This window comes from Bacillus sp. FSL K6-6038, assembly GCF_038050455.1.
In the GTDB taxonomy this organism is placed as follows: domain Bacteria; phylum Bacillota; class Bacilli; order Bacillales; family Bacillaceae_G; genus Bacillus_A; species Bacillus_A pseudomycoides.
In genome coordinates this window covers 3,806,014-3,825,329 of the sequence record NZ_JBBOUH010000001.1, presented here as the reverse complement: position 1 = coordinate 3,825,329, position 19,316 = coordinate 3,806,014, and the positions used below count along the sequence as shown (strand labels likewise).

Annotated in this window: 23 protein-coding genes; 18 read left to right on the top strand and 5 right to left on the bottom strand. The window is 36.1% G+C overall.

Annotation, left to right across the window (positions count from 1 at the left end; all coding sequences use genetic code 11):
- Nucleotides 1–2 precede the first annotated feature (2 nt).
- Nucleotides 3–368, bottom strand: coding sequence for a YugN family protein (locus tag NSQ40_RS20040; protein WP_003199722.1), 366 nt, complete (start codon nt 366–368; stop codon nt 3–5).
- A gap of 205 nt (nt 369–573) precedes the next feature.
- Here NSQ40_RS20040 and NSQ40_RS20035 point away from each other — a divergent pair, with 205 nt between their 5' ends.
- The 6 genes from NSQ40_RS20035 (at nt 574) to NSQ40_RS20010 (ending at nt 3,997) form a co-directional block, all read left to right on the top strand.
- Complete coding sequence (locus tag NSQ40_RS20035) at nt 574–1,611, top strand: CAP domain-containing protein (RefSeq protein WP_016116055.1); 1,038 nt, start codon at nt 574–576, stop codon at nt 1,609–1,611.
- Nucleotides 1,612–1,700: 89 nt separating this feature from the next.
- Entirely contained in the window at nt 1,701–2,114 is a 414-nt protein-coding gene (locus NSQ40_RS20030) for a YlbD family protein (protein ID WP_003208250.1), read from the top strand.
- 11 nt (nt 2,115–2,125) lie between these two features.
- Nucleotides 2,126–2,371: a YlbE-like family protein gene (locus NSQ40_RS20025; protein ID WP_033796380.1), complete on the top strand. Its 246-nt coding sequence runs from the start codon at nt 2,126–2,128 to the stop codon at nt 2,369–2,371.
- A gap of 77 nt (nt 2,372–2,448) precedes the next feature.
- Nucleotides 2,449–3,021, top strand: coding sequence for a histidine phosphatase family protein (locus NSQ40_RS20020; RefSeq protein ID WP_003199730.1), 573 nt, complete (start codon nt 2,449–2,451; stop codon nt 3,019–3,021).
- A gap of 119 nt (nt 3,022–3,140) precedes the next feature.
- Entirely contained in the window at nt 3,141–3,593 is a 453-nt protein-coding gene (locus tag NSQ40_RS20015; RefSeq protein WP_003199733.1) for a YlbF family regulator, read from the top strand.
- 137 nt (nt 3,594–3,730) lie between these two features.
- Nucleotides 3,731–3,997, top strand: a complete 267-nt coding sequence (locus NSQ40_RS20010) for a YlbG family protein (protein WP_016116052.1) — start codon at nt 3,731–3,733, stop codon at nt 3,995–3,997.
- A 68-nt stretch (nt 3,998–4,065) separates the two neighbouring features.
- On the opposite strand, the gene NSQ40_RS20005 is transcribed toward NSQ40_RS20010, so the two are convergent.
- Nucleotides 4,066–4,455 (bottom strand): DUF7147 family protein, encoded by a 390-nt coding sequence (locus tag NSQ40_RS20005; protein ID WP_003199736.1) that lies wholly within the window; start codon nt 4,453–4,455, stop codon nt 4,066–4,068.
- Between the two features lie 569 nt (nt 4,456–5,024).
- On the opposite strand from NSQ40_RS20005, the gene rsmD reads away from it, so the two are divergent.
- On the top strand, nt 5,025–5,591 hold the full coding sequence (gene rsmD / locus NSQ40_RS20000; protein WP_003199738.1) for a 16S rRNA (guanine(966)-N(2))-methyltransferase RsmD: 567 nt from the start codon (nt 5,025–5,027) through the stop codon (nt 5,589–5,591).
- Nucleotides 5,588–6,079: a pantetheine-phosphate adenylyltransferase gene (coaD, locus tag NSQ40_RS19995; protein WP_018764765.1), complete on the top strand. Its 492-nt coding sequence runs from the start codon at nt 5,588–5,590 to the stop codon at nt 6,077–6,079. Before rsmD ends, coaD begins: the two co-directional genes overlap by 4 nt.
- On the opposite strand, the gene ylbJ is transcribed toward coaD, so the two are convergent.
- Nucleotides 6,071–7,303, bottom strand: a complete 1,233-nt coding sequence (gene ylbJ / locus NSQ40_RS19990; protein ID WP_003199740.1) for a sporulation integral membrane protein YlbJ — start codon at nt 7,301–7,303, stop codon at nt 6,071–6,073. The genes coaD and ylbJ overlap by 9 nt on opposite strands.
- Nucleotides 7,304–7,417: 114 nt before the next feature.
- Between ylbJ and NSQ40_RS19985 the strand changes: the two genes are divergently transcribed.
- Entirely contained in the window at nt 7,418–8,209 is a 792-nt protein-coding gene (locus NSQ40_RS19985; RefSeq protein ID WP_016116047.1) for a patatin-like phospholipase family protein, read from the top strand.
- Nucleotides 8,202–9,227 carry a SepM family pheromone-processing serine protease gene (locus tag NSQ40_RS19980; RefSeq protein WP_033796379.1) on the top strand — a complete coding sequence of 342 codons (1,026 nt, stop codon included), beginning with the start codon at nt 8,202–8,204 and terminating at the stop codon, nt 9,225–9,227. The genes NSQ40_RS19985 and NSQ40_RS19980 overlap by 8 nt, the downstream gene beginning before the upstream one ends.
- Before the next feature lie 24 nt (nt 9,228–9,251).
- Here NSQ40_RS19980 and NSQ40_RS19975 read toward each other — a convergent pair whose 3' ends face one another.
- Nucleotides 9,252–10,493 (bottom strand): nucleotidyltransferase, encoded by a 1,242-nt coding sequence (locus NSQ40_RS19975; RefSeq protein ID WP_113708564.1) that lies wholly within the window; start codon nt 10,491–10,493, stop codon nt 9,252–9,254.
- A gap of 153 nt (nt 10,494–10,646) precedes the next feature.
- On the opposite strand from NSQ40_RS19975, the gene NSQ40_RS19970 reads away from it, so the two are divergent.
- The 3 genes from NSQ40_RS19970 to NSQ40_RS19960 all read left to right on the top strand — a co-directional run bounded on the left by NSQ40_RS19970 (nt 10,647) and on the right by NSQ40_RS19960 (nt 12,034).
- Nucleotides 10,647–11,147 (top strand): YceD family protein, encoded by a 501-nt coding sequence (locus NSQ40_RS19970; RefSeq protein ID WP_003199747.1) that lies wholly within the window; start codon nt 10,647–10,649, stop codon nt 11,145–11,147.
- Nucleotides 11,148–11,208: 61 nt separating this feature from the next.
- On the top strand, nt 11,209–11,382 hold the full coding sequence (rpmF, locus tag NSQ40_RS19965; RefSeq protein WP_001984764.1) for a 50S ribosomal protein L32: 174 nt from the start codon (nt 11,209–11,211) through the stop codon (nt 11,380–11,382).
- A 130-nt stretch (nt 11,383–11,512) separates the two neighbouring features.
- Nucleotides 11,513–12,034: an RsfA family transcriptional regulator gene (locus tag NSQ40_RS19960; protein ID WP_003199749.1), complete on the top strand. Its 522-nt coding sequence runs from the start codon at nt 11,513–11,515 to the stop codon at nt 12,032–12,034.
- A 28-nt stretch (nt 12,035–12,062) separates the two neighbouring features.
- Here the strand turns inward: NSQ40_RS19960 and NSQ40_RS19955 are convergent, their stop codons facing one another.
- Nucleotides 12,063–12,536 carry an N-acetyltransferase gene (locus tag NSQ40_RS19955; protein WP_003199752.1) on the bottom strand — a complete coding sequence of 158 codons (474 nt, stop codon included), beginning with the start codon at nt 12,534–12,536 and terminating at the stop codon, nt 12,063–12,065.
- 306 nt (nt 12,537–12,842) lie between these two features.
- Between NSQ40_RS19955 and NSQ40_RS19950 the strand changes: the two genes are divergently transcribed.
- The 5 genes from NSQ40_RS19950 (at nt 12,843) to NSQ40_RS19930 (ending at nt 19,282) form a co-directional block, all read left to right on the top strand.
- Complete coding sequence (locus NSQ40_RS19950) at nt 12,843–13,730, top strand: 2-dehydropantoate 2-reductase (RefSeq protein WP_033797060.1); 888 nt, start codon at nt 12,843–12,845, stop codon at nt 13,728–13,730.
- A 79-nt stretch (nt 13,731–13,809) separates the two neighbouring features.
- Complete coding sequence (gene bshC / locus NSQ40_RS19945; RefSeq protein WP_003199757.1) at nt 13,810–15,426, top strand: bacillithiol biosynthesis cysteine-adding enzyme BshC; 1,617 nt, start codon at nt 13,810–13,812, stop codon at nt 15,424–15,426.
- Nucleotides 15,427–15,796: 370 nt separating this feature from the next.
- A complete protein-coding gene (gene rsmH / locus NSQ40_RS19940) occupies nt 15,797–16,729 on the top strand; it encodes a 16S rRNA (cytosine(1402)-N(4))-methyltransferase RsmH (RefSeq protein ID WP_033797059.1) in 933 nt (310 codons plus the stop codon).
- Nucleotides 16,730–16,744: 15 nt separating this feature from the next.
- A complete protein-coding gene (gene ftsL / locus NSQ40_RS19935; RefSeq protein ID WP_003208242.1) occupies nt 16,745–17,113 on the top strand; it encodes a cell division protein FtsL in 369 nt (122 codons plus the stop codon).
- A 21-nt stretch (nt 17,114–17,134) separates the two neighbouring features.
- A complete protein-coding gene (locus NSQ40_RS19930; protein ID WP_098158937.1) occupies nt 17,135–19,282 on the top strand; it encodes a penicillin-binding protein in 2,148 nt (715 codons plus the stop codon).
- Nucleotides 19,283–19,316 lie beyond the last annotated feature (34 nt).

Genomic DNA, 19,316 nt, shown 5'->3' with positions numbered 1-19,316 from the left:
TACTATTCTATAACTGCAAATTCCTTTAGTTTTTTTTCAATATTTTGCAAGAGTTGTTCGCTTTTTTGGATTACGTTTGTAGGGAAAACTTCATTCTCACCATATTCAACGCCATGTGGATAGTAATGTTTTCCTAACAATGGTGGAAGTAATTTAACTTGTGCATGGCGTCCTCCGATTTCCCCTTCTACCGCAAAGCCTTGTATCCGTAAATAATATACATCCTTCAATATTTCAAATTTATAGTCATATGTAACTCGCTCATAGTCCCACTGTCCAGCAAGTACAAAACGTTGATTTTGCATAACTTCCGTGAGCAGTGTAAAATCAATGGTCGCCCCTATAAGTTTTGAATTTGTAAATTGCATGGAATACCTCCTTATCTTTATTTGAAAGCCTTTAATTTTATAATAGTATGAATAATGAGGAATCGCAATTCATATTGAGAGAAAAGGGAGAATCACGGCTTTTTTTATTAAAATATGATATAGTGAAAATAGTGTGGTACACACAAAAGAGAAGACAGGCATTTGTGTATATCTCAATTTTATGTTTGACCAGGAGGTATATTGTTTGAAGAAATTATTACGTATCGTAATGATTACGGTTTTTATTTTAGCTATTGATTTATACGGGAAATTACTCGTTTCGCAATATATATTACAGCCATCGCATTCTAAGCAGGAACATAAGATTGTTAAGAAAAAGAAACAGATAAATGAAGGATTTCCAGAGACAATCTCCCAATTAATAGGAGGGGATTCGGAAAGTTTATTAGCAAAATGGGGTGAGCCAGCTCGAATCGAACCTTCTGCGTATGGTTACGAATGGTGGATTTATAATCAAGATTTATCACAATATGTGCAGTTTGGTGTTGCAGAACATAAAATTGTAACAGCTTATGTTGCTGGTAATAAAGTGGATGTAGTTCCATTTCGTATGGATGAAAAATATGAAGATGTCTATAAAAAAAATCCATTCTCACATGAAATTTCTTTGAAAAAAGGAAGAAACAGCTATCAATTTGAATTATCTGATACTGAAATTGCAGAACAACCACTTGTTTCGATAGAAGAAGATGGTTGGGCGCAGTTATACTTTGACCGATTCACACATAAACTTGTCGGAATTCGGTATATGGATGATGAGACATTGCTTCGACAAAGGCCGTATCAGCTTGTTTATTCTGGAGAGTTAGGGGCGGAGCAGCCAATTACTCCAGAGAAAATGACACAAATAGAACATGGAAATATGCAACAAATTCTAGATTTGACGAATATTATTCGTAGTCGTCATCAACTACCGTTACTAACATGGGATCAACAAACAGCTGAAGTGGCTTTTGGGCATAGCAAGGATATGAAAGAGAATAATTATTTTTCGCATGATTCGCCGGAATTTGGGACTTTAGGAGATCGATTACAACGTGGTCAAGTCGCATTTCAACTTGCAGGTGAAAATATAGCAGCACAGCATACTGATGGGATCGCTGCAGTACAAGGTTGGTTGAATAGTGAAGGACATCGGAAAAACTTGCTAAATGAACAATTTACTGGACTAGGTGTTGGAGTCTTTGATAAATTTTATACTCAAAATTTCATTAGAAAATAGGAAAAGGTGCATGAATCGTTTGAAAATAGGCGAACCATGCGCCTTTTTTTTCTTACAATATAGTAGATACATCTGAAGAGGTGAGGATTATGACAAAAACAAAAGGACCGTTACATCCTTCTGTTCAACAGTTTAAAGAGTTTGTAAACCATCACCCTAAAATGGTTCATGAAGTTCGAAATGGTCAAAAAACATGGCAACAATTTTATGAGGAATGGTATTTACTTGGAGAACAAGATGAAATGTGGAAGGTGTATAAAGCAGCTGGAGAAACGATTTCTTCTCCAGCTCAAGAAAACAATGATGAAAAAGCCGTCGATTTGATGGGACAAATGCTTTCTTTTTTAAAAAAATTAGATGCAGAGCAAATGCAGCAACATCTAGCTAATGTAACGAGTGCGATTGGGAGTGTGCAACAGGTTATTCAGCAATTTCAAGGGAATCGTACACAACCTGAGCAAAGAACTTCTGAAAACAATCCATTTTTCTTTCGAAAAGATTAGGAGGAAAGAGGATGAGGGTAGAGCTTATGGAATTTATAAAAGCTGATGAAGATTTAGGGCGTTATATTCGTGAACAACCCCATTGGTATCGAAAATTATCACGTAATCCGGAGGAAAAGGAGGCATTTGAATTAGCTGCTTTACAGTATTATAAAAAGACAATCCCGGACAAAGTTGCAAAATTTCAAAATCAATTGGCGGTTGCTTCTATTATGATTGACATGTTTCAATATATGAAGCAGCAAAATGCAACGTAATTGGAAGGGAAAACTATGTCCGTCATGCGAAACTTTTGTTACAATAGAAAAGGATTATTGAAAAAAGGAGTTATAGCATGACGGAAATTTGTTTAGTACGACATGGACAAACTGATTGGAATTTTCAAGAGATTATTCAAGGACGTGAAGACATTCCACTTAATGAAGTTGGGAAAAAGCAAGCAAGTCAAAGTGCAGCTGCGTTGCAATTGGACACATGGGATGTGATTATCAGCAGTCCCTTAATTAGAGCGCAGGAAACAGCTCAGATGATTAGTAACGCTGTTGGAATACATTCTATTCTTCTTGATGAGCGGTTTGTTGAACGGAATTTTGGCGAAGCTTCAGGGAAACCCGTTTCCACAGTTAGAGAGCTGATTGCAGAGGGAAATGTAGAAGGTATGGAGACAGATGAAGAGATTGTAAATCGTTGCTTTGCTGCATTGCAAGATGTTGCGCAAGTACATGCAGGTAAGCGCGTTATTATCGTTGCACATTCACATGCGATAAAAGCAATTTTACATGCAATCTCCCCTGATGAAATTACATTTAAAACTCCATTGAAAAATGCCTGCATTAGTTATGTAAAAGAGGAAAATGGAAGCTGGGACGTGCTACGATATAATATCGCGGAGCATATTTGCGTATAAGAAATTATGACGGACGATGGTTTTCGGTAATCGGACTTTTTACTTTATATTCAGATGGGATATTCAAATTAGTAGTTCTGTTTTAAATGTGTTATGATGGATACTCGGAGGTGTCTCTCATGATTGTAGCGACGCTTGAAAGCGTAATGATATTAGACGAGGCAGAACAGCTTGCAAAAGCGATTGTCTGTTCAGATATAGCAAAGGGTTATCGAGAATGTTATAAGGCGTTACAGGAAGATTTGGAAGCTCAAACATTAATTAGTCAATTTACAGCAATGAAAGAGCGATATGAAGAAGTGCAACGCTTTGGAAAATATCATCCTGATTATACTTTCGTTTCGAAAAATATGCGAGAATTAAAACGTTCTGTAGATTTGCATGAAAAGATAGCTGCTTTTAAAAAAGCGGAAAATGCTTTGCAAAAACTATTAGATGAAGTCAGTGTAGCAATTGGTTCCGAAGTATCATCTGCTATTAAAGTTCCTACTGGAAATCCGTTTTTTGATGCAGGTGGATGCGGAGGCGGTTGTGGCTCTGGTGGAAGTTGTGGTTGTAAAAAAACGGGGTGATGTGCCCCGTTTTTTAGAATATGGAAGAAAACGTATACAGAATTCGTTTAACAATGTACTATAATTTCACAAATTTCTGATTGATGTTTATAAGATACAAGAATATGAGTATATAAAAGGAGAAGATGGAGAAGATTATGTTCGGGCAACGACAAAGTATGATTGTTTATTTACATTCATTGAAACATGCCAAGATTTTAAGGAAATATGGTAATATTCATTACATATCAAAGCGTTTGAAATATGCAGTTGTATATTGTGATATGGAACAAATAGAGCATATGATACAAAAGCTAAATAAACTTCCTTTTGTGAAAAAAATTGAGCAGTCATATCGCCCATTTCTTAAAACGGAATTTGAAAATTCACGTCCGGATCGTGCGAAAGAATACGACTATAGTTAAAGAGAAAGACCCCCACTATTTTGGTGGGGGTTTCTTTATTTTAATAAAAATACAATGAGTATAAATTGCTATTGCATTGGAGGAATGAAATGATTCATTCGTAAAATGCCGATAAGGTGATTAAAATATAATTCTTTTTCTGGGAAAATTGTAGAAGGTTTTACAGTAAAAGAAGTAACGTTTTTTTCGATTTGTTCCGCTGTTTCCTCGAATAAAACGATTCGTTTACTTTTTGTACCTTCAAGTATAGGAATCCCTTCGCGGCATATATATAGCGGTTGGAAATCCCCAACCGTTGTAGGTTTAAGAACAACAACAAGTGAGCATACTTTTTTATCATTTTTTAAGGTTTCAAATTGTAACATATGTGATACACGATCTTTATTTGTCTTTGCAATCTCAAGTAATTCATATAAATCGGAGTAGCCTTCTCCTAGTTCAATAAAACGTTGAATCATATTATTTCCTCCTCTTTCTTTTACTGTATCACTTCGTTTTTAAAATGAAAAGCAGACAAAGAAAAAAAACCCTGCAAAGCAGGGCCCTTCTTATACTAGTATGTACTAGTAAGAAGGCAAAGGGAGAGGAGAAACCGGAGGAAGAACTTATGGGGAAACGTAAGTCTTCTCCGCGGTTGGCAACAACATCGAAGGTGATGTTGTTATATTTATTTATGTCCAATCTAAATGAAGATATACATAATGAATTTAAAATTTATCGTAGGCTTTTTATTTTTCTTTTTTTTATTTTATGATAGGATAAAAAAGATAAAGTGAAACTTGCGTTAGTAGAGAGGGATCTGACTCGCCAATAGCGAGATGAATATACATATGGGATACTGGAAAGTTATCATGTAATGATGACTTTTTTAACGAAATAAATTAGTTTTTCTTTTAATAGATAGCGGATTCGTTTATCCTTTAATGGAAAAATACCCAGAAAACAGTGAGGTTTGATAGCGGTTAACCAAACGAATATGCGTTTGTAATAATCGCTCGATAGATTGAAATAAAGGTAGTGACAGCAAATGAGAGTAGTTTCTGGAAAATGTAAAGGGCATCCGCTTAAGGCTGTGCCAGGTAATACAACGCGACCGACAACAGATAAGGTAAAAGAAGCCATCTTTAATATGATTGGTCCTTATTTCGAAGGAGGAATTGCCCTCGATTTGTTTGGAGGTAGCGGAGGGCTTGGGATTGAAGCGCTTAGCAGAGGGGTTGACAAAGCCATTTTTGTTGATCGGGATAATAAAGCGGTGAAGGTTATTCATCAAAATTTAGAAAGCTGTAGAGTACATGACCAAGCTGAAGTGTATAGAAATGATGCAGAGCGTGCTTTGAAGGCGTTAATTAAACGTGAACTATCATTTGATCTCATACTGCTAGATCCACCATACAAAGATCAAAAAATCATTTCATTAATTAGTGTTATGGACCAACACGGATTATTGAACGAAGATGGATTGATTATGGCAGAACATGGGGATGATGTAGTCTTACCGGAAGCAATAGGGGGACTTGTAAAGGTAAGAGCAGAAAATTATGGTATGACAGCGATTTCTATTTATAAGCATGAAGGTGAGGGGACCGAATGACAAGCATAGCAATTTCTTCAGGGAGTTTTGATCCGATAACTCTTGGGCATTTGGATATTATTAAAAGAGGCGCAAAGGTGTTTGACGAAGTATATGTTGTCGTTTTAAACAATTCTTCCAAAAAACCGTTCTTTTCAGTAGAAGAGCGCCTAGAGCTAATTCGAGAAGCAACAAAAGATATTCCAAACGTAAAAGTTGATTCACATAGCGGACTGTTAGTTGAATATGCAAAAATGCGTAATGCAAACGCAATTTTACGTGGTTTACGTGCAGTTTCTGATTTTGAATATGAGATGCAAATTACATCGATGAATCGTAAGTTAGACGAAAATATTGAAACCTTTTTTATTATGACAAATAATCAATATTCATTTTTAAGTTCGAGCATTGTGAAGGAAGTGGCTCGTTATGGTGGAAATGTAGCTGGTCTTGTTCCTTCTGTTGTAGAGCACGCTTTAAAAGAAAAGTTTCAAACCCCGTTAAGATGAACGGGGTTTTTCTTTGTTTATTATGCGTAAGAATAATAAAATAACATATAGATATAAACAAAATAGTGTAAAAGTAGGACCGTAGCGAAGCAATATTTCCCAAGTCTTTGCAAGAATAGAAGCATGGTTTGATAAAAAAACAGGGATATCTTGTTGATTTGGTGAAAAAGAATGTAATTTTTCATAAAGTGGTACCCAAAATATAAAAGTGTAAATTGGGGCGAGAATACTTTGGATAATTCTTGCAAAGAAATAGGGTTTAAAGCGAATATCAGTTTCGGCTAAAATACTCGCTACCTGAGCTTGGATAGAAAGGCCACTAAATGCGAGGATAAAGCTCGTTACCATTGCTTGTTCAAGAATTGTAGTCTGATTGGTTTGGCTGATCATTTGGCTACCTAGTGTCATTTCAAAAAGTCCTGATAGGATGGGAATGCTAAAGTGTGGTGACAGTTGGAAGAATTTTAAAATATGTTGCATAATAAAAGCTAGTGCTGCCGTGAGTTGGAAGACAGTAATCATTTTATTTAAAACGGAGAATAAAATAATAAATCCACCAATCATGAGTAAAGTTTGAATAGAGGAGATAATGGCATCACCAAGTAGTTTTCCAATTGGTCTGTTCTCTTGTAAACGCGTCTCGTGGAGAATTGAAAAAGCGTGTTGTAAGGGACGTTTTTGAATGGATTGTTTTTCTTGTATGTAAGTATTGCTGTTTCCATAAAAACGCATAAGTAATCCGACAGTAAGGTTGCTAACATAATGTGCAGCAGCTAGTATGAAACCTAATTTAGGATTGTTAAAAAAGCCAATAGAAACAGCTCCAAAAATAAATAATGGATTTGAAGAGTTGGTAAATGATACGAGTCGTTCCGCTTCTATTTGCGTTAGCTGATTACTTTTCCGGAGTCTTGCGCTTAATTTGGCGCCCGCAGGGAAGCCGGAGGCCATTCCCATTGCCCAAACGAATCCGCCAATACCAGGCACACGAAAGAGCGGGCGCATAAGCGGTTCTAATATAATACCGATAAACTTTACAACACCTATACTAATTAAAAGCTCCGCAACGATAAAAAAAGGTAGTAGTGAAGGAAAGACAACTTCCCACCATATATTTAATCCGCGAATAGAAGATTGCAAAGCGGCTTGGGGGTGAAGTACGAGAGAAAATGTTAGAAATATCATCGTTATGGTGAGAAAAGCTGTTTTCCATTTTTCATACATTTTAACGTAGCCCCCTTTGTCCCAAAAAACGTTCATTTCAGTATACGTGGATACATGGTGAATTTAGACCATAAGTATGAAAAAGAGGATGAAAAAATTTAAAGGGTGAGAGAAATGAATGAACCAAAAATAGGCTTAGCTCTTGGATCTGGAGGTGCGAAAGGCTTTGCGCATGTCGGGGTAATTAAAGTGTTACGAGAGGCGAATATTCCCATTCATATGATTGCTGGAAGTAGTATGGGGGCGTTAATTGGGACATTTTATGCAGCGAGTTGCAACGTGGAGAGACTCTATCGAATGGCCACATTATTTAAACGAAAATACTATTTGGATTTTACTGTACCGAAAATGGGATTTATTTCTGGAAAACGGGTAAAAGATATGATTAAAATGTTTACATATAATAAAAATTTAGAAGAGTTAGATATCCCAACTGCAGTTGTGGCCACTGACATTTTAAAGGGGGAAAAAGTTGTATTTACAAGCGGTTCTATTGCTGATGCGGTGAGGGCGAGTATTTCTGTGCCAGGAGTGTTTGTACCTGAAAAAATAGATGGTCGTTTATTAGTGGATGGCGGAGTGATTGATCGCATCCCTGTATCCGTTGTTAAAGACTTAGGAGCTGATATTGTAATTGCTGTAGATGTATCTCCTATTAAGGTGAACGGAGAAGTTACATCCATTTATGATGTTATCATGCAGAGTATTGAGATTATGCAGCATGAACTTGTTGTTAATCGGCAAATTGCTTCAGACTTAATGATGCGCCCGGCAGTAGAACAGTTTAGTTCTCGTGCTTTTACCAATATCGAAGACATTATTCGAGTTGGAGAAGAAGAGGCCGAAAAACACATTCAGAAAATTTACTTATTAATTGAGCAGTGGAAGGAGAAAAATAATGTTTAAGCGTTTTCGTTTTATATATGCAATTTTAATTGGCGTTATATTAGCAATGTTGCTTGTCTATGTGCGTCTACCATATTATGTAACAAAACCAGGTATGGCGGCGAAATTAGAACCATATGTACAAGTTGATGGTGGGAAGAAAGAGTCAGGTGATTTTATGCTCGTGACCGTTTCGATGGGGCCTGCGAATGTTGTAAATCTAATAGCTGCCCAATTTAATAAATATAATCACATTTCTAAAGCAGAGGAGATTTTGCAAAAAGGTGAGAGTGATGAAGAATATCAATTCCGCCAAGCGTATGCAATGAAAGATTCTCAAAACGCAGCCATTTATAATGCGTATAAGCGAGCAAATCGTTCAGTTTCCTTTCAAAACAAAGGGGTTTTAGTTGCTGGGATTGCGAAAAATATGTCCGCTGAAGGGAAATTAAAACTTGGGGATATAATTGTCGCTGTTGATGGTCAGCCTTTTGAAGCGATAGACCAATTTATTGCATATATGTCAGGTAAAAAAGAAGGGGATGTAGTAAATATTGAGTATATTCGTGGGGGGAAACGTTCTACAGAAAAACTAACGCTAAAACAAATTCCTGATGACAAGGGACGTGTTGGTATTGGAGTTTCCATTGTTACTGAAAGGGACTTAGTAGTAGATCCAAAGGTGAAAATTGATTCACATGAAATTGGGGGACCATCAGCAGGATTAATGTTTACATTGGAAATCTATAATCAATTGACTGAAGAGGATATGACAAAAGGTCATGAGATTGCTGGAACGGGAACCATTAATGAAAAGGGAGAAGTTGGTCCGATTGGTGGTATTCAACAAAAAGTTGTAGCTGCTAGTGATGCGGGTGCAGAAATATTCTTTGCTCCAAATGAAAAAGGGGCACCGAAATCGAATTATAAAGATGCGCTTGAAGCAGCGAAAGATATAAAAACAAAGATGAAAATTGTACCAGTAGATACATTAGATGATGCGCTAGCATATTTAGAAAAAATGTCAGAAAAAAAGTAAACCTCTCGCCCTAGAGAGGTTTTTTTATAAAAAATTATTCGTGGTTTCATCATACCGAATAGGATGCTGAGTTATATCTTTTTGTATACATTTTGTACGTAAAGGTTCTTGTAGCACTGAAAAATAAACAGCATTTGCTTTGCGCTCTATATCTAGAACGGGATGTTGAAATGTTTTCGTATGAGTAAGAAGCGGGAGTCCTAGATTTTTTTTGTGTTTCGAAATATAAGTTTGTCCTTTTTGTGACATACCAAGTAAACGGATATATGGTGCATGTTGCTCTATATGTGCCTTTTCCATTTCTTCTTTTGTTGTATTTGTTAAAATATGTGTACATACCCGTTGTAATCTAGTCCATGTATAACGTTTTGTTTTTAATGCTTCCATGAAAGTAAGAAATGAAGAGGTATTATGTATTTTTGATAAAATACGATGCTCCAATCCTTCCTCTACCTCATATATATGTTGTAAATCCTGGGAAGACATTGTCAAAAGTCTATATTTAAAAAATGGGAAATACTCCTCCCAACAATGCAGTGTATGATACGTTTGTTTATAGCTTTCTAAAAAAGATGCGGTACAATTGGGTACAAATGGATAAATGGTTGTGAATGAATCATTTTCACTAAATAATTGTTTGCGAATGCTAGTCGCACTTGCAATATGGTTATCTTGAAAGGTTTCGTCATGGTAATGAGATGCGAACCTTTCAATGGTATGTGCATGAATGGAACTTTTCTGAGAAAGAATCGCTTCAATGTAATGTAAGCCTAATATATTATTTGGCTGGGACATATCAACAGTATTGACGTCCGATAAGATGTGTGAGAAGGCTTGAGAAGTTGCTTTGGCATAGCTGTTTCCAGCATCCATAAATTGCTGCACAAGTTGATTGAAAGTATCTTTTTCCTTTTGGCGTAAAGAAATGGTATTATAGAAATTTTGAACCTCTCCATCCTCACTGCCGAAGCAAATTTCAGAAACGCCAAGGGCATCTAAAATAGAAATAGCACCGTTAGCAAATGTTTCGGCTTTTTGTGTTGCGAATGTATAAGGGAGTTCAACAACAAGATCTATACCACCGGCTAGAGCCATCTTGGTTCGGAACCATTTTGATAAGAGAGCTGGTTCACCACGTTGTAAAAATGATCCGCTCATGACAGCGATTGTAATGTCGGACTGTGTTAACTTTTTTGTTTGTTGCACATGATAAGCATGACCGTTATGAAAGGGGTTATATTCAACAATAATACCGCTTGCCTTTATGATAATCTCTCCTTTCGATGTAGCATCTTTTCTAAAAACATGATAATCTATATATTATTTCCTATAATGACTTCATTATAGTGTAAAGAAAAAACATTGACAAATATAAAATGGCTAGCTATAATTTTGTTTGTTGCCTTGAGGTGATATGATATGAAATGGTCCATCCATCAATTAAACAAATTGAGACATAAAGGATTGACATTGGATGAGATGGTAGATGTAAGTGAGCTAAAAGAAGTCGAGAAAGAAATTCGAGAAATTAATCCTGTCCATGTAACAGGTAGAGTTGATTTTGGCTCCAGTAAGTTTACGTTTCATCTACATATAACTGGAAGCATGGTTTTACCATGTTCTCGCTCTTTAGTAGATGTAACATTACCATTTGACATTAAAACAACTGAGGTGTTCCAAACTTCAGAAGAAGAGTATGAAACGGAAGCGGAAATCCATTACTTAGAAGGAGAAGTACTTGACTTACTCCCAATAATCAAGGAAAATATACTTTTGGAGATTCCAATGCAAATTTTCAGTGATGATGTTTCCGGTGGAGCACCAACGCAAGGTCAAGACTGGCAAGTGATTTCGGAAGAAAGCAAAGAAAAGCCTGTTGATCCAAGGTTAGCAGGACTTGCGAAGTTTTTTGACAAATAATCGGAAGACTGGTTCAGGCCTTCATATGAAAATAACTATTTCTTTTAAGGAGGTGGGAAGAATGGCTGTACCTTTTAGAAGAACTTCTAAAACAGTAAAAAGAAAGCGTCGTACGCATTTCAAATTATCAGTACCTGGTATGGTAGAGTGCCCAAGCTGTGGTGAAGCGAAATTAGCTCACCGTGTATGTAAAGCATGCGGTACTTACAAAGGTAAAGAAGTAATCAGCAAGTAATTGTGGAAATAAACGCAGAAGATATTCTTCTGCGTTTATTTTTTTTTGTATTATTCTTTATATGTTGGTATTCTATCTTTTCTAGTAACTGCATATGTTTAATAAAAAATGCATAAGGAGGACTAGAGGAATGGCGACAACAAGACAAGATGCATGGACTGATGATGAAGATTTACTTCTGGCAGAAGTGGTACTCCGGCATATTCGTGAAGGAGGAACCCAGCTTTCCGCATTTAAAGAGGTAGGTAGACATTTATCTCGTACACCTGCAGCATGCGGATTTAGGTGGAATTCTTACGTTAGAAAGCAGTATAAAGAACGTATTGAAGAGGCAAAACAAATTCGTAAGGTAGAGAATTATGTAGTAAGGCAACCAAAAGTGGTGGAGTTTTCTCCTACATCAATTACATTAGACGATGTTATTAACTTCTTACAAAAATATAAAGATGAAAAAGAATTAAAAGAATTACACCAAAAAATTGAATTGTTACAAAAGGAAAAGGAATGGCTTCTTGAGCGTGTATCTGTATATGAAGAAGAGTATCGTACTTTGCTTGATTATATTGATCGAAAAAGAAGTGTGATGGTACTAGAAACAAAAGAAAGAGATACCATTTATGAGCATGAAACATTAGAAAAGGTGAAAAAATAAAAACAGCTGAATAACAGCTGTTTTTATTTTATGCGGATTCTTCATTTGTAACCGCATTCAAATTAGCTTCTGGATGCCAAATGTAAAATTCGCCATCAGTGGTTGATATTTGCCCGAAGTTTAGTTTCTCCCAAAACGCAGCGGATTGAATACGAGCTGTTGTTTTGATTGGAAATTGTAGTTGTTTTGCATAATTAACAAGCATTTGACCAAAACCTTGTTTTTGAAAGTTTGGTAACACTTCAAGTTTAGAGAGTTCTACGTAAGATCCAGTAATCTCAAGATTTGATTCACCATGTCTCCTCATGTACAAGCTCATACGTGCGATAAGGGATCCGCCGTAATAAATGCCGTAAAATGGGGACTCGCTATCATTTTCAATAATATTTGCTTGTAACTCTTCAAACATGGAGAGTTCTTGAGCGCCACAGCCCTTAAATTTTTTAAATTCGTCTAACGTTTTATAATTGATGAGCAAGCGCTCAACTTTTGGGAATGTCATTACAACACATCCTTTTCTCGTTTTGTAAAATAAAGAAAAGTATAAATATTTTCAATAATATTATAACTCATTTTTTCATTTTTATGAAGGAAATAGAATATTTCTTTCAGTATTTTTTTTGAGGATTTGCTACACTAGTCGTATGAAGGGAATTTATATATATTTATGAAATGTACTTTTAGTTGTTGAAATATAAATAAGATATACTCAATGTTAGGATGAGTTATAGAGGGGAGGTAATCAGAAGGCTTCTAATTGATTACAGGATATCTTTCTTCTTTGTATTCGTTAGGAGATTCTGAGGGGATAGAGATGAAGATTGGGATTGTTGGTCCGGGAGCTATTGGTCTTCTTTTTGCATTTTATTTAAAAAAGAACAAACAGGATGTTACATTATTTACAAGAACGGTAGAACAAACTGAAAAGTTAATGCAGGAGGGGATAAGCTGTATTCGTAAGGGAAGAAAGGAAACGGTATTTCCAAATGTTACGCCATTAGAGAGTATTGTAGGTGAACAAATGGACTATACGTTTATTGCTGTAAAACAATATCATTTAGCGAATATACTTCCTTTCATAAAAGAACAAAGGCAGATTATCTTTTTGCAAAATGGAATGTCTCATCTGGATATATTACACGAAATAAAGTGTGAAAATGTAGCGGTGGGGATTGTGGAGCATGGGGCAAAAAAAGAAAATGAATACACAGTGCACCATACAGGAGTAGGGGTTACGAAATTTGGAGTAGTAAATGGTGATTGGTCTCAATTTGGGGCACTATTGGATTGTTTTTCCTCAAAGTATTTTTCGGTGCAAGTAGAAGAAGATTGGAAACAAACAATGAGTTATAAACTTGTAATAAATGCCTGCATTAATCCACTAACGGCTTTATTTGGTATACAAAACGGAGAATTACTATCGAATCCTTTTTTTTATAAAGTGATGGAGCAAATATTTCAGGAGGTCATGTTCCTTGTAGGGGAGGAAAAAAAAGAAGAGATGTGGCAATTGGTTTGTCATGTATGTGAAACAACATCCAGTAATACATCCTCTATGTTAGCTGACGTAAAAGAGAATCGGGAAACGGAAATTGATGCTATTATTGGCTATGCGATAGAAGAAGCTAGGAAACAGCGAAAGCAAGTTCCCACACTGCAATTTTTATACAATTCAATAAAGGGATTAGAAGTATAAGAGATATTCTTTGCTTTTACATCAAACATTGACTACAATTTGGATTGGTGAGAGAACAGGATAGGAAAGGAAGAATTATATGGAGATAAAAGAAATCTCTGTTCCACTACAAGGTGTTGTGGCGGACTATATGAAGGGTAGAAAAGAAGTGCAGGCATTCTTCGATTATCCGTTGACAGAAGATGGATTCGGGCGGCGGCTGTATGATTTACGTGATAAGAAGTTTTTCCGTCAAGACTTAGTGGCACATTTATTGGAATATAATACTAATTTACGTGCTGGAGAGCATACTCTTCGGAATATAGAGGCGCTAGCGGATGAAAATACATATGTTGTTGTTGGAGGACAACAAGCAGGACTATTAACAGGACCTCTTTATACTGTGCATAAAATTATTTCGATTTTACAGCTTGCAAAAGAAAAAGAAGCAACTTTAGGAGTTCGTGTAGTTCCTGTTTTTTGGATTGCTGGTGAAGATCACGATATCGATGAAATTAATCATATGTTTGTAACGAAAAATAAAAAAATAAAAAAGACGATTTTCCATGATCGTCATCCAAAAAAGGCAAGTGCATCTGAATCTGATCTTTCAATAGAAGACTGTAGAAAGTGGATTGAAGAAATTTTCAAAACATATCCGGAAACGAATTTTACAAAGGATGTATTACAGTTTGTTGAAGATGCTTTGCAGAATTCTCGTACATATGTAGATTTCTTTGCGCATCTTATTATGAAATTATTTGTAGATTCAGGATTGATTCTCGTTGATTCCCATCATCCAGCGTTAAGAAAGTTAGAAGTTTCTTTTTTTAAACAAATACTAAGTCGATATAAAGAAGTGCAAATGAGTCTTCAAAAACAACAGCAATTAGTAAAGGAACAAGGATATAAACCGATTATTGAAACAAAATCAAATGCAGTGCACATATTTATGCAAATTGATGAAGAGCGTGTGTTGTTAGAAGAAGAGAATGGGAAATTTGTTGGAAAAGATGGTATTTATTCATTTTCGTATGAAGAGTTGATAGCGGAAATGGAAAAAAGTCCGGAACGATTTAGTAATAATGTTGTAACAAGACCACTTATGCAAGAATATATATTTCCGACATTAGCGTTTATTGGAGGGCCTGGTGAAATTGCTTACTGGAGTGAATTGCAGCAAGTATTTCATGTGCTTGGTTTTCAGATGCCTCCTGTTGTTCCAAGACTCACAATTAGTTATATGGAACGCGATATTATAACAGATTTACATGATTTACAATTACAAGAGAGTGATCCATTTGTAAATGACATAGATATGCTACGTGAAGAGTGGCTTTCTAACCAAATAGAAGAACCAATTGACAATCAGTTTATAGAAGCGACAGAGAAAATGATGGATGTTCATACTTCTTTACAACAGTTTGTAAAAAAAATAGACCCAGGATTGCAGCAATTCGCTGAGAAAAATGAGCGGAAAATTAAAGAGCAAATTGAGTTGCTAGAAAGAATGTTAAAGCGAAATGTTGAGAAAAAACATGAAGTAGAGCTGAATAAATTTCGCCGTTTACAATACGCGCTCCGTCCGCTAGGTGCACCGCAAGAACGGGTATGGAATATATGTTATTATTTAAATCAGTTTGGATTAGATTTTGTTGAACGAGTAATGAAGCAATCGTACTCTTGGAACGGGAACCATCATATTATAAAACTATAAAATCTTGCTCTTAGGAGCAGGATTTTATTTTTTGCACGTGGAATTAACTGTAAAGTGATTTTTTCTGAATTATCTAACATAATGTTCGAGAGTATGATATTTATAATAAAGCACATGTACATGACAAAATAGAACAAAATGTAAACGTATTATTGTGTTTTTCGACATGTTTTTATTTAATTTCCCGCAAAAAATGATAAAATTTAGTATATAATAAAGTGAAACTGCGATTTGTGGATATTAGATTTCCACTGACGCCAAGTTGGATGTGACATATTTTCGTAGCATTAATTTCCCGACATATTGGGTGGTTTATTAGGAAGAAAAAGAGACATTCAACGTAATTATTTTGCAAAAAGTAGGTGCAACAATGTTTAAACACGTAACAGTTCTTTTAAAAGAAACAGTAGATGGTTTGGATATAAAACCAGGTGGTACATATGTCGATTGTACGCTAGGTGGTGGAGGACATAGTTCCTATTTATTATCCCAGCTAACGGAAGGGGGAAAATTAATTGCATTTGATCAAGATGAAATTGCGATTCAAAATGCAAAAGAAAGATTTTCTTCTTATGGTGATCAATTTATAACAGTGAAGAGTAATTTCCGCTATTTGTCAGAAAAGCTACATGAATTAGGAATAACAGAAGTAGATGGAATTTTATTTGATTTAGGTGTTTCATCCCCACAATTAGATACACCAGAACGTGGTTTTAGTTATCATCATGATGCGCCCTTAGATATGCGGATGGATCAAGATGCCCCATTAACGGCATATGATGTTGTAAACAACTGGTCATATGAACAACTCGTAAGAATCTTTTTCCAATATGGTGAAGAGAAGTTTTCAAAGCAAATTACAAGGAAAATCGAAGCGTACCGCGAGAATAAGGCGATTGAAACGACAGGAGAGTTAGTAGAGCTAATTAAAGAAGGAATTCCTGCTCCAGCTCGTAGAACGGGTGGACATCCTGCAAAACGAGTGTTCCAAGCGATTCGAATTGCTGTAAATGATGAGTTGAAAGTATTCGAGGAGGCACTGGAATCTGCGATTGAAATGGTTAAGCCAGGTGGAAGAATCAGTGTTATTACGTTCCATTCATTAGAAGATCGTATTTGTAAAACAACATTTAAACGAAATAGTACAACACCACAGCTTCCTCCAGGATTACCAATTATCCCTGATGAGTTTAAGCCGAAACTAAAGCTCATTACAAGAAAACCGATTTTACCTTCTGATGAAGAGTTAGAAGAAAATAATCGAGCGCGTTCTGCGAAGTTACGAATCGCTGAAAAACGATAAAAAGGAGAGAGAGGTATGACAAATTTAGCTGTAAAGTATAAACAACAACAAGTGCAAGAACAAGTGCAAGTACAATCTCAAGCTCCGCAGCAAAACATACAACCAAAAGCGAAAACAAAAATTACAAGAATTGAAAAATTGTTGTATGTGGCTTTTATTGGCTTTTTATTATATGCTTGTGTGGCTTTTATTGGAAATAAAGCAGGCCTGTACCAAGTTGATGCGGAAGCAGCAAAAATAGAGAATGAAATTGTGGAAAAACAAAAAACAAACCAAGAATTACAAGCTGAAGTGGAAAAGTTAAGTCGCTATGAGCGTATCGCAGAAATCGCAAAAAAACACGGGCTAGAAATTAATGCGAATAATGTGAAAGGTTTACATTAATATAGTAGGTGTGAAGAAAATATGAAGACGAATATGAACAAAATTCATACCAATAAAGGAGCAGGTTACTTTATGATATTTTTCCTCCTGCTCTTTTTGCTGTTGTTAGCCCGATTCTTTTATATTCAAGCGACAGGAACAGTACATGGTCAAGACTTAAAGAAACTTGCACAAGACAAGCATAATAAAAATGGCGTACTTGAAGCGAATCGTGGAACGATTTATGATCAAAATGGACATGTGTTAGCGCAAGATGCGAACTCATACAAGATTGTTGCGAAACTAAAGGGTGAAAAACCTGTAAAAGATAAAGAGGATGCTGCAAAGAAAATTGCAGGTGTACTTGGGACAGGTGAAGATGAAATTTTAGCCACTTTAAACAAAGATAAGAGTCAGGTAGAGTTCGGAGCGCTGGGAAAGAACTTGACGAAAGAGAAGAAAGAGCAACTAGAAAGTCTTAACATACAAGGTATTTCATTTGTTACAGAAAAAGCTAGAGTGTATCCAAATGGGGATTTCGCATCTTACGTATTAGGTTATGCAAAACCTGATGATAAAGGAATTGCGGAGGGGAAATTTGGACTAGAAGAGAGTTTAGATAAGTATTTACGTGCATCTAATGGAAGTGTAGCATATACAGGAGATCGTAATGGTGTTTCTCTCGATGGTGGAAAGCAAAATGTAAAGCCACCGAAAAATGGAGAAAATGTATATTTAACAATTGATCAACGGATTCAAGGTTTTTTAGAAGATGCGATGAAAGCAGCTGATCAGCACTATGAACCTTCTATGCTAATTGGATTGGTTGCAGATCCGAAAACAGGAAAAATACTAGGAATGTCTAGTCGACCTAGCTATGACCCAAATAAGGGTGATATTCAATACTATTTTAATGATCCAATCGCAAATGCGTATGAGCCGGGGTCTACGATGAAAATTTTCACATTAGCTGCGGCGATTAATGAAGGTGTATATAATGGTCAAGAATATTACCAGTCAGGTACGTATCCAGTTGGAAATCGTAAAATAAAAGATCATAACGGTGGTGCAGGCTGGGGATCTATTACATTTGATGAAGGGGTTGAGCGTTCTTCTAACGTTGCATTTGCAATTTTAGGAGATCAAAAACTTGGTCCAGATCGTTTCCGTCAATATATTCATAAATTTGGATTGGATGAAAAGACTGGCATTGATTTACCTAAGGAAGGAAAAAATACAATTGTATTTGACCAGCAGATTCAACAGGTAACAACAGCATTCGGACAAGGCTCTACTGTAACACCGATGCAACTTGTACAAGCTGCAACCGCAATCGCAAATGGTGGGAAAATGATGAAACCTTATACCATCGATCGAATTGTAGATCCACTAACGAATAAAGTGGAATTAGAGCATAAACCAGAAGAAGTGGGGCAACCAGTTACAAAAGAAACAGCAGAACAAGTAAGACAATTATTAGAACGCGTTGTTACCTCACCAAAAGGAACAGGGAATGCGTATAAAATCGATGGATACTCTGTTGGTGGTAAAACAGGAACAGCACAAATTCCGGATGGAAAAGGTGGATATATGACTGGAAAAGAAAACTATATTTTCTCATTCCTTGGTATGGCACCAATGGACGATCCGCAATTAATTGTTTACTTTGCAATTAAGCAGCCGAAATTAAAAGATAATGAATACGGGGCACAACCTCTCGCGGAAATGTTTAAATCTGTAACGAAAAATAGTTTAGAGTATTTGAAAATTAAACCGAATCAAGTGAAAGATTCGAAGAAATATGTGAAAGAGCAACAGGCGGTTGTTCCAGAGGTAATCGAAAAAACAATGGAAGAGGCAAAAGCAACATTAGAAAAAGCCAAATTCCGTCCGATTATAGTAGGTGAAGGAAAAGTAAAACAACAGGTACCAAAAGCGACTGAAAAAACATTGAAGGGCGATCGAGTCTTCTTAGTAGGAGATAAACCGTTGATGCCAAATATACAAGGATGGGCACTTCGGGATGTAATGAATTTAGCGAAAACGTTAAATCTTAATTTGAAGCCATCTGGTACAGGATATGTGACAGAACAAAGTGTGGCGGAAGGAACGCCGTTACAAGCAGGTACGGAATTAGCTGTAACACTTGTACCACCGCTTGAGCCACAGCAAGAGGCAGAAAAGCCATAGAATGTTCTAGGTGCATAATGTAAGAAGTCCAAGA

What these genes read in the sequence shown, in the direction of transcription:
- rpmF (WP_001984764.1), top strand. Translation starts at nt 11,209, where the DNA reads ATGGCTGTACCTTTTAGAAGAACTTCTAAAACAGTAAAAAGAAAGCGT.
- rsmH (WP_033797059.1), top strand. Translation starts at nt 15,797, where the DNA reads ATGTTTAAACACGTAACAGTTCTTTTAAAAGAAACAGTAGATGGTTTG.
- NSQ40_RS20030 (WP_003208250.1), top strand. Translation starts at nt 1,701, where the DNA reads ATGACAAAAACAAAAGGACCGTTACATCCTTCTGTTCAACAGTTTAAA.
- NSQ40_RS19970 (WP_003199747.1), top strand. Translation starts at nt 10,647, where the DNA reads ATGAAATGGTCCATCCATCAATTAAACAAATTGAGACATAAAGGATTG.
- NSQ40_RS20005 (WP_003199736.1), bottom strand. Translation starts at nt 4,455, where the DNA reads ATGATTCAACGTTTTATTGAACTAGGAGAAGGCTACTCCGATTTATAT.
- NSQ40_RS19930 (WP_098158937.1), top strand. Translation starts at nt 17,135, where the DNA reads ATGAAGACGAATATGAACAAAATTCATACCAATAAAGGAGCAGGTTAC.
- NSQ40_RS20040 (WP_003199722.1), bottom strand. Translation starts at nt 368, where the DNA reads ATGCAATTTACAAATTCAAAACTTATAGGGGCGACCATTGATTTTACA.
- NSQ40_RS19985 (WP_016116047.1), top strand. Translation starts at nt 7,418, where the DNA reads ATGAATGAACCAAAAATAGGCTTAGCTCTTGGATCTGGAGGTGCGAAA.
- ylbJ (WP_003199740.1), bottom strand. Translation starts at nt 7,303, where the DNA reads ATGTATGAAAAATGGAAAACAGCTTTTCTCACCATAACGATGATATTT.
- NSQ40_RS19955 (WP_003199752.1), bottom strand. Translation starts at nt 12,536, where the DNA reads ATGACATTCCCAAAAGTTGAGCGCTTGCTCATCAATTATAAAACGTTA.
- NSQ40_RS20025 (WP_033796380.1), top strand. Translation starts at nt 2,126, where the DNA reads ATGAGGGTAGAGCTTATGGAATTTATAAAAGCTGATGAAGATTTAGGG.
- ftsL (WP_003208242.1), top strand. Translation starts at nt 16,745, where the DNA reads ATGACAAATTTAGCTGTAAAGTATAAACAACAACAAGTGCAAGAACAA.
- NSQ40_RS19980 (WP_033796379.1), top strand. Translation starts at nt 8,202, where the DNA reads ATGTTTAAGCGTTTTCGTTTTATATATGCAATTTTAATTGGCGTTATA.
- bshC (WP_003199757.1), top strand. Translation starts at nt 13,810, where the DNA reads ATGGAGATAAAAGAAATCTCTGTTCCACTACAAGGTGTTGTGGCGGAC.
- NSQ40_RS20015 (WP_003199733.1), top strand. Translation starts at nt 3,141, where the DNA reads ATGATTGTAGCGACGCTTGAAAGCGTAATGATATTAGACGAGGCAGAA.
- NSQ40_RS19960 (WP_003199749.1), top strand. Translation starts at nt 11,513, where the DNA reads ATGGCGACAACAAGACAAGATGCATGGACTGATGATGAAGATTTACTT.
- NSQ40_RS20010 (WP_016116052.1), top strand. Translation starts at nt 3,731, where the DNA reads ATGTTCGGGCAACGACAAAGTATGATTGTTTATTTACATTCATTGAAA.
- coaD (WP_018764765.1), top strand. Translation starts at nt 5,588, where the DNA reads ATGACAAGCATAGCAATTTCTTCAGGGAGTTTTGATCCGATAACTCTT.
- rsmD (WP_003199738.1), top strand. Translation starts at nt 5,025, where the DNA reads ATGAGAGTAGTTTCTGGAAAATGTAAAGGGCATCCGCTTAAGGCTGTG.
- NSQ40_RS20020 (WP_003199730.1), top strand. Translation starts at nt 2,449, where the DNA reads ATGACGGAAATTTGTTTAGTACGACATGGACAAACTGATTGGAATTTT.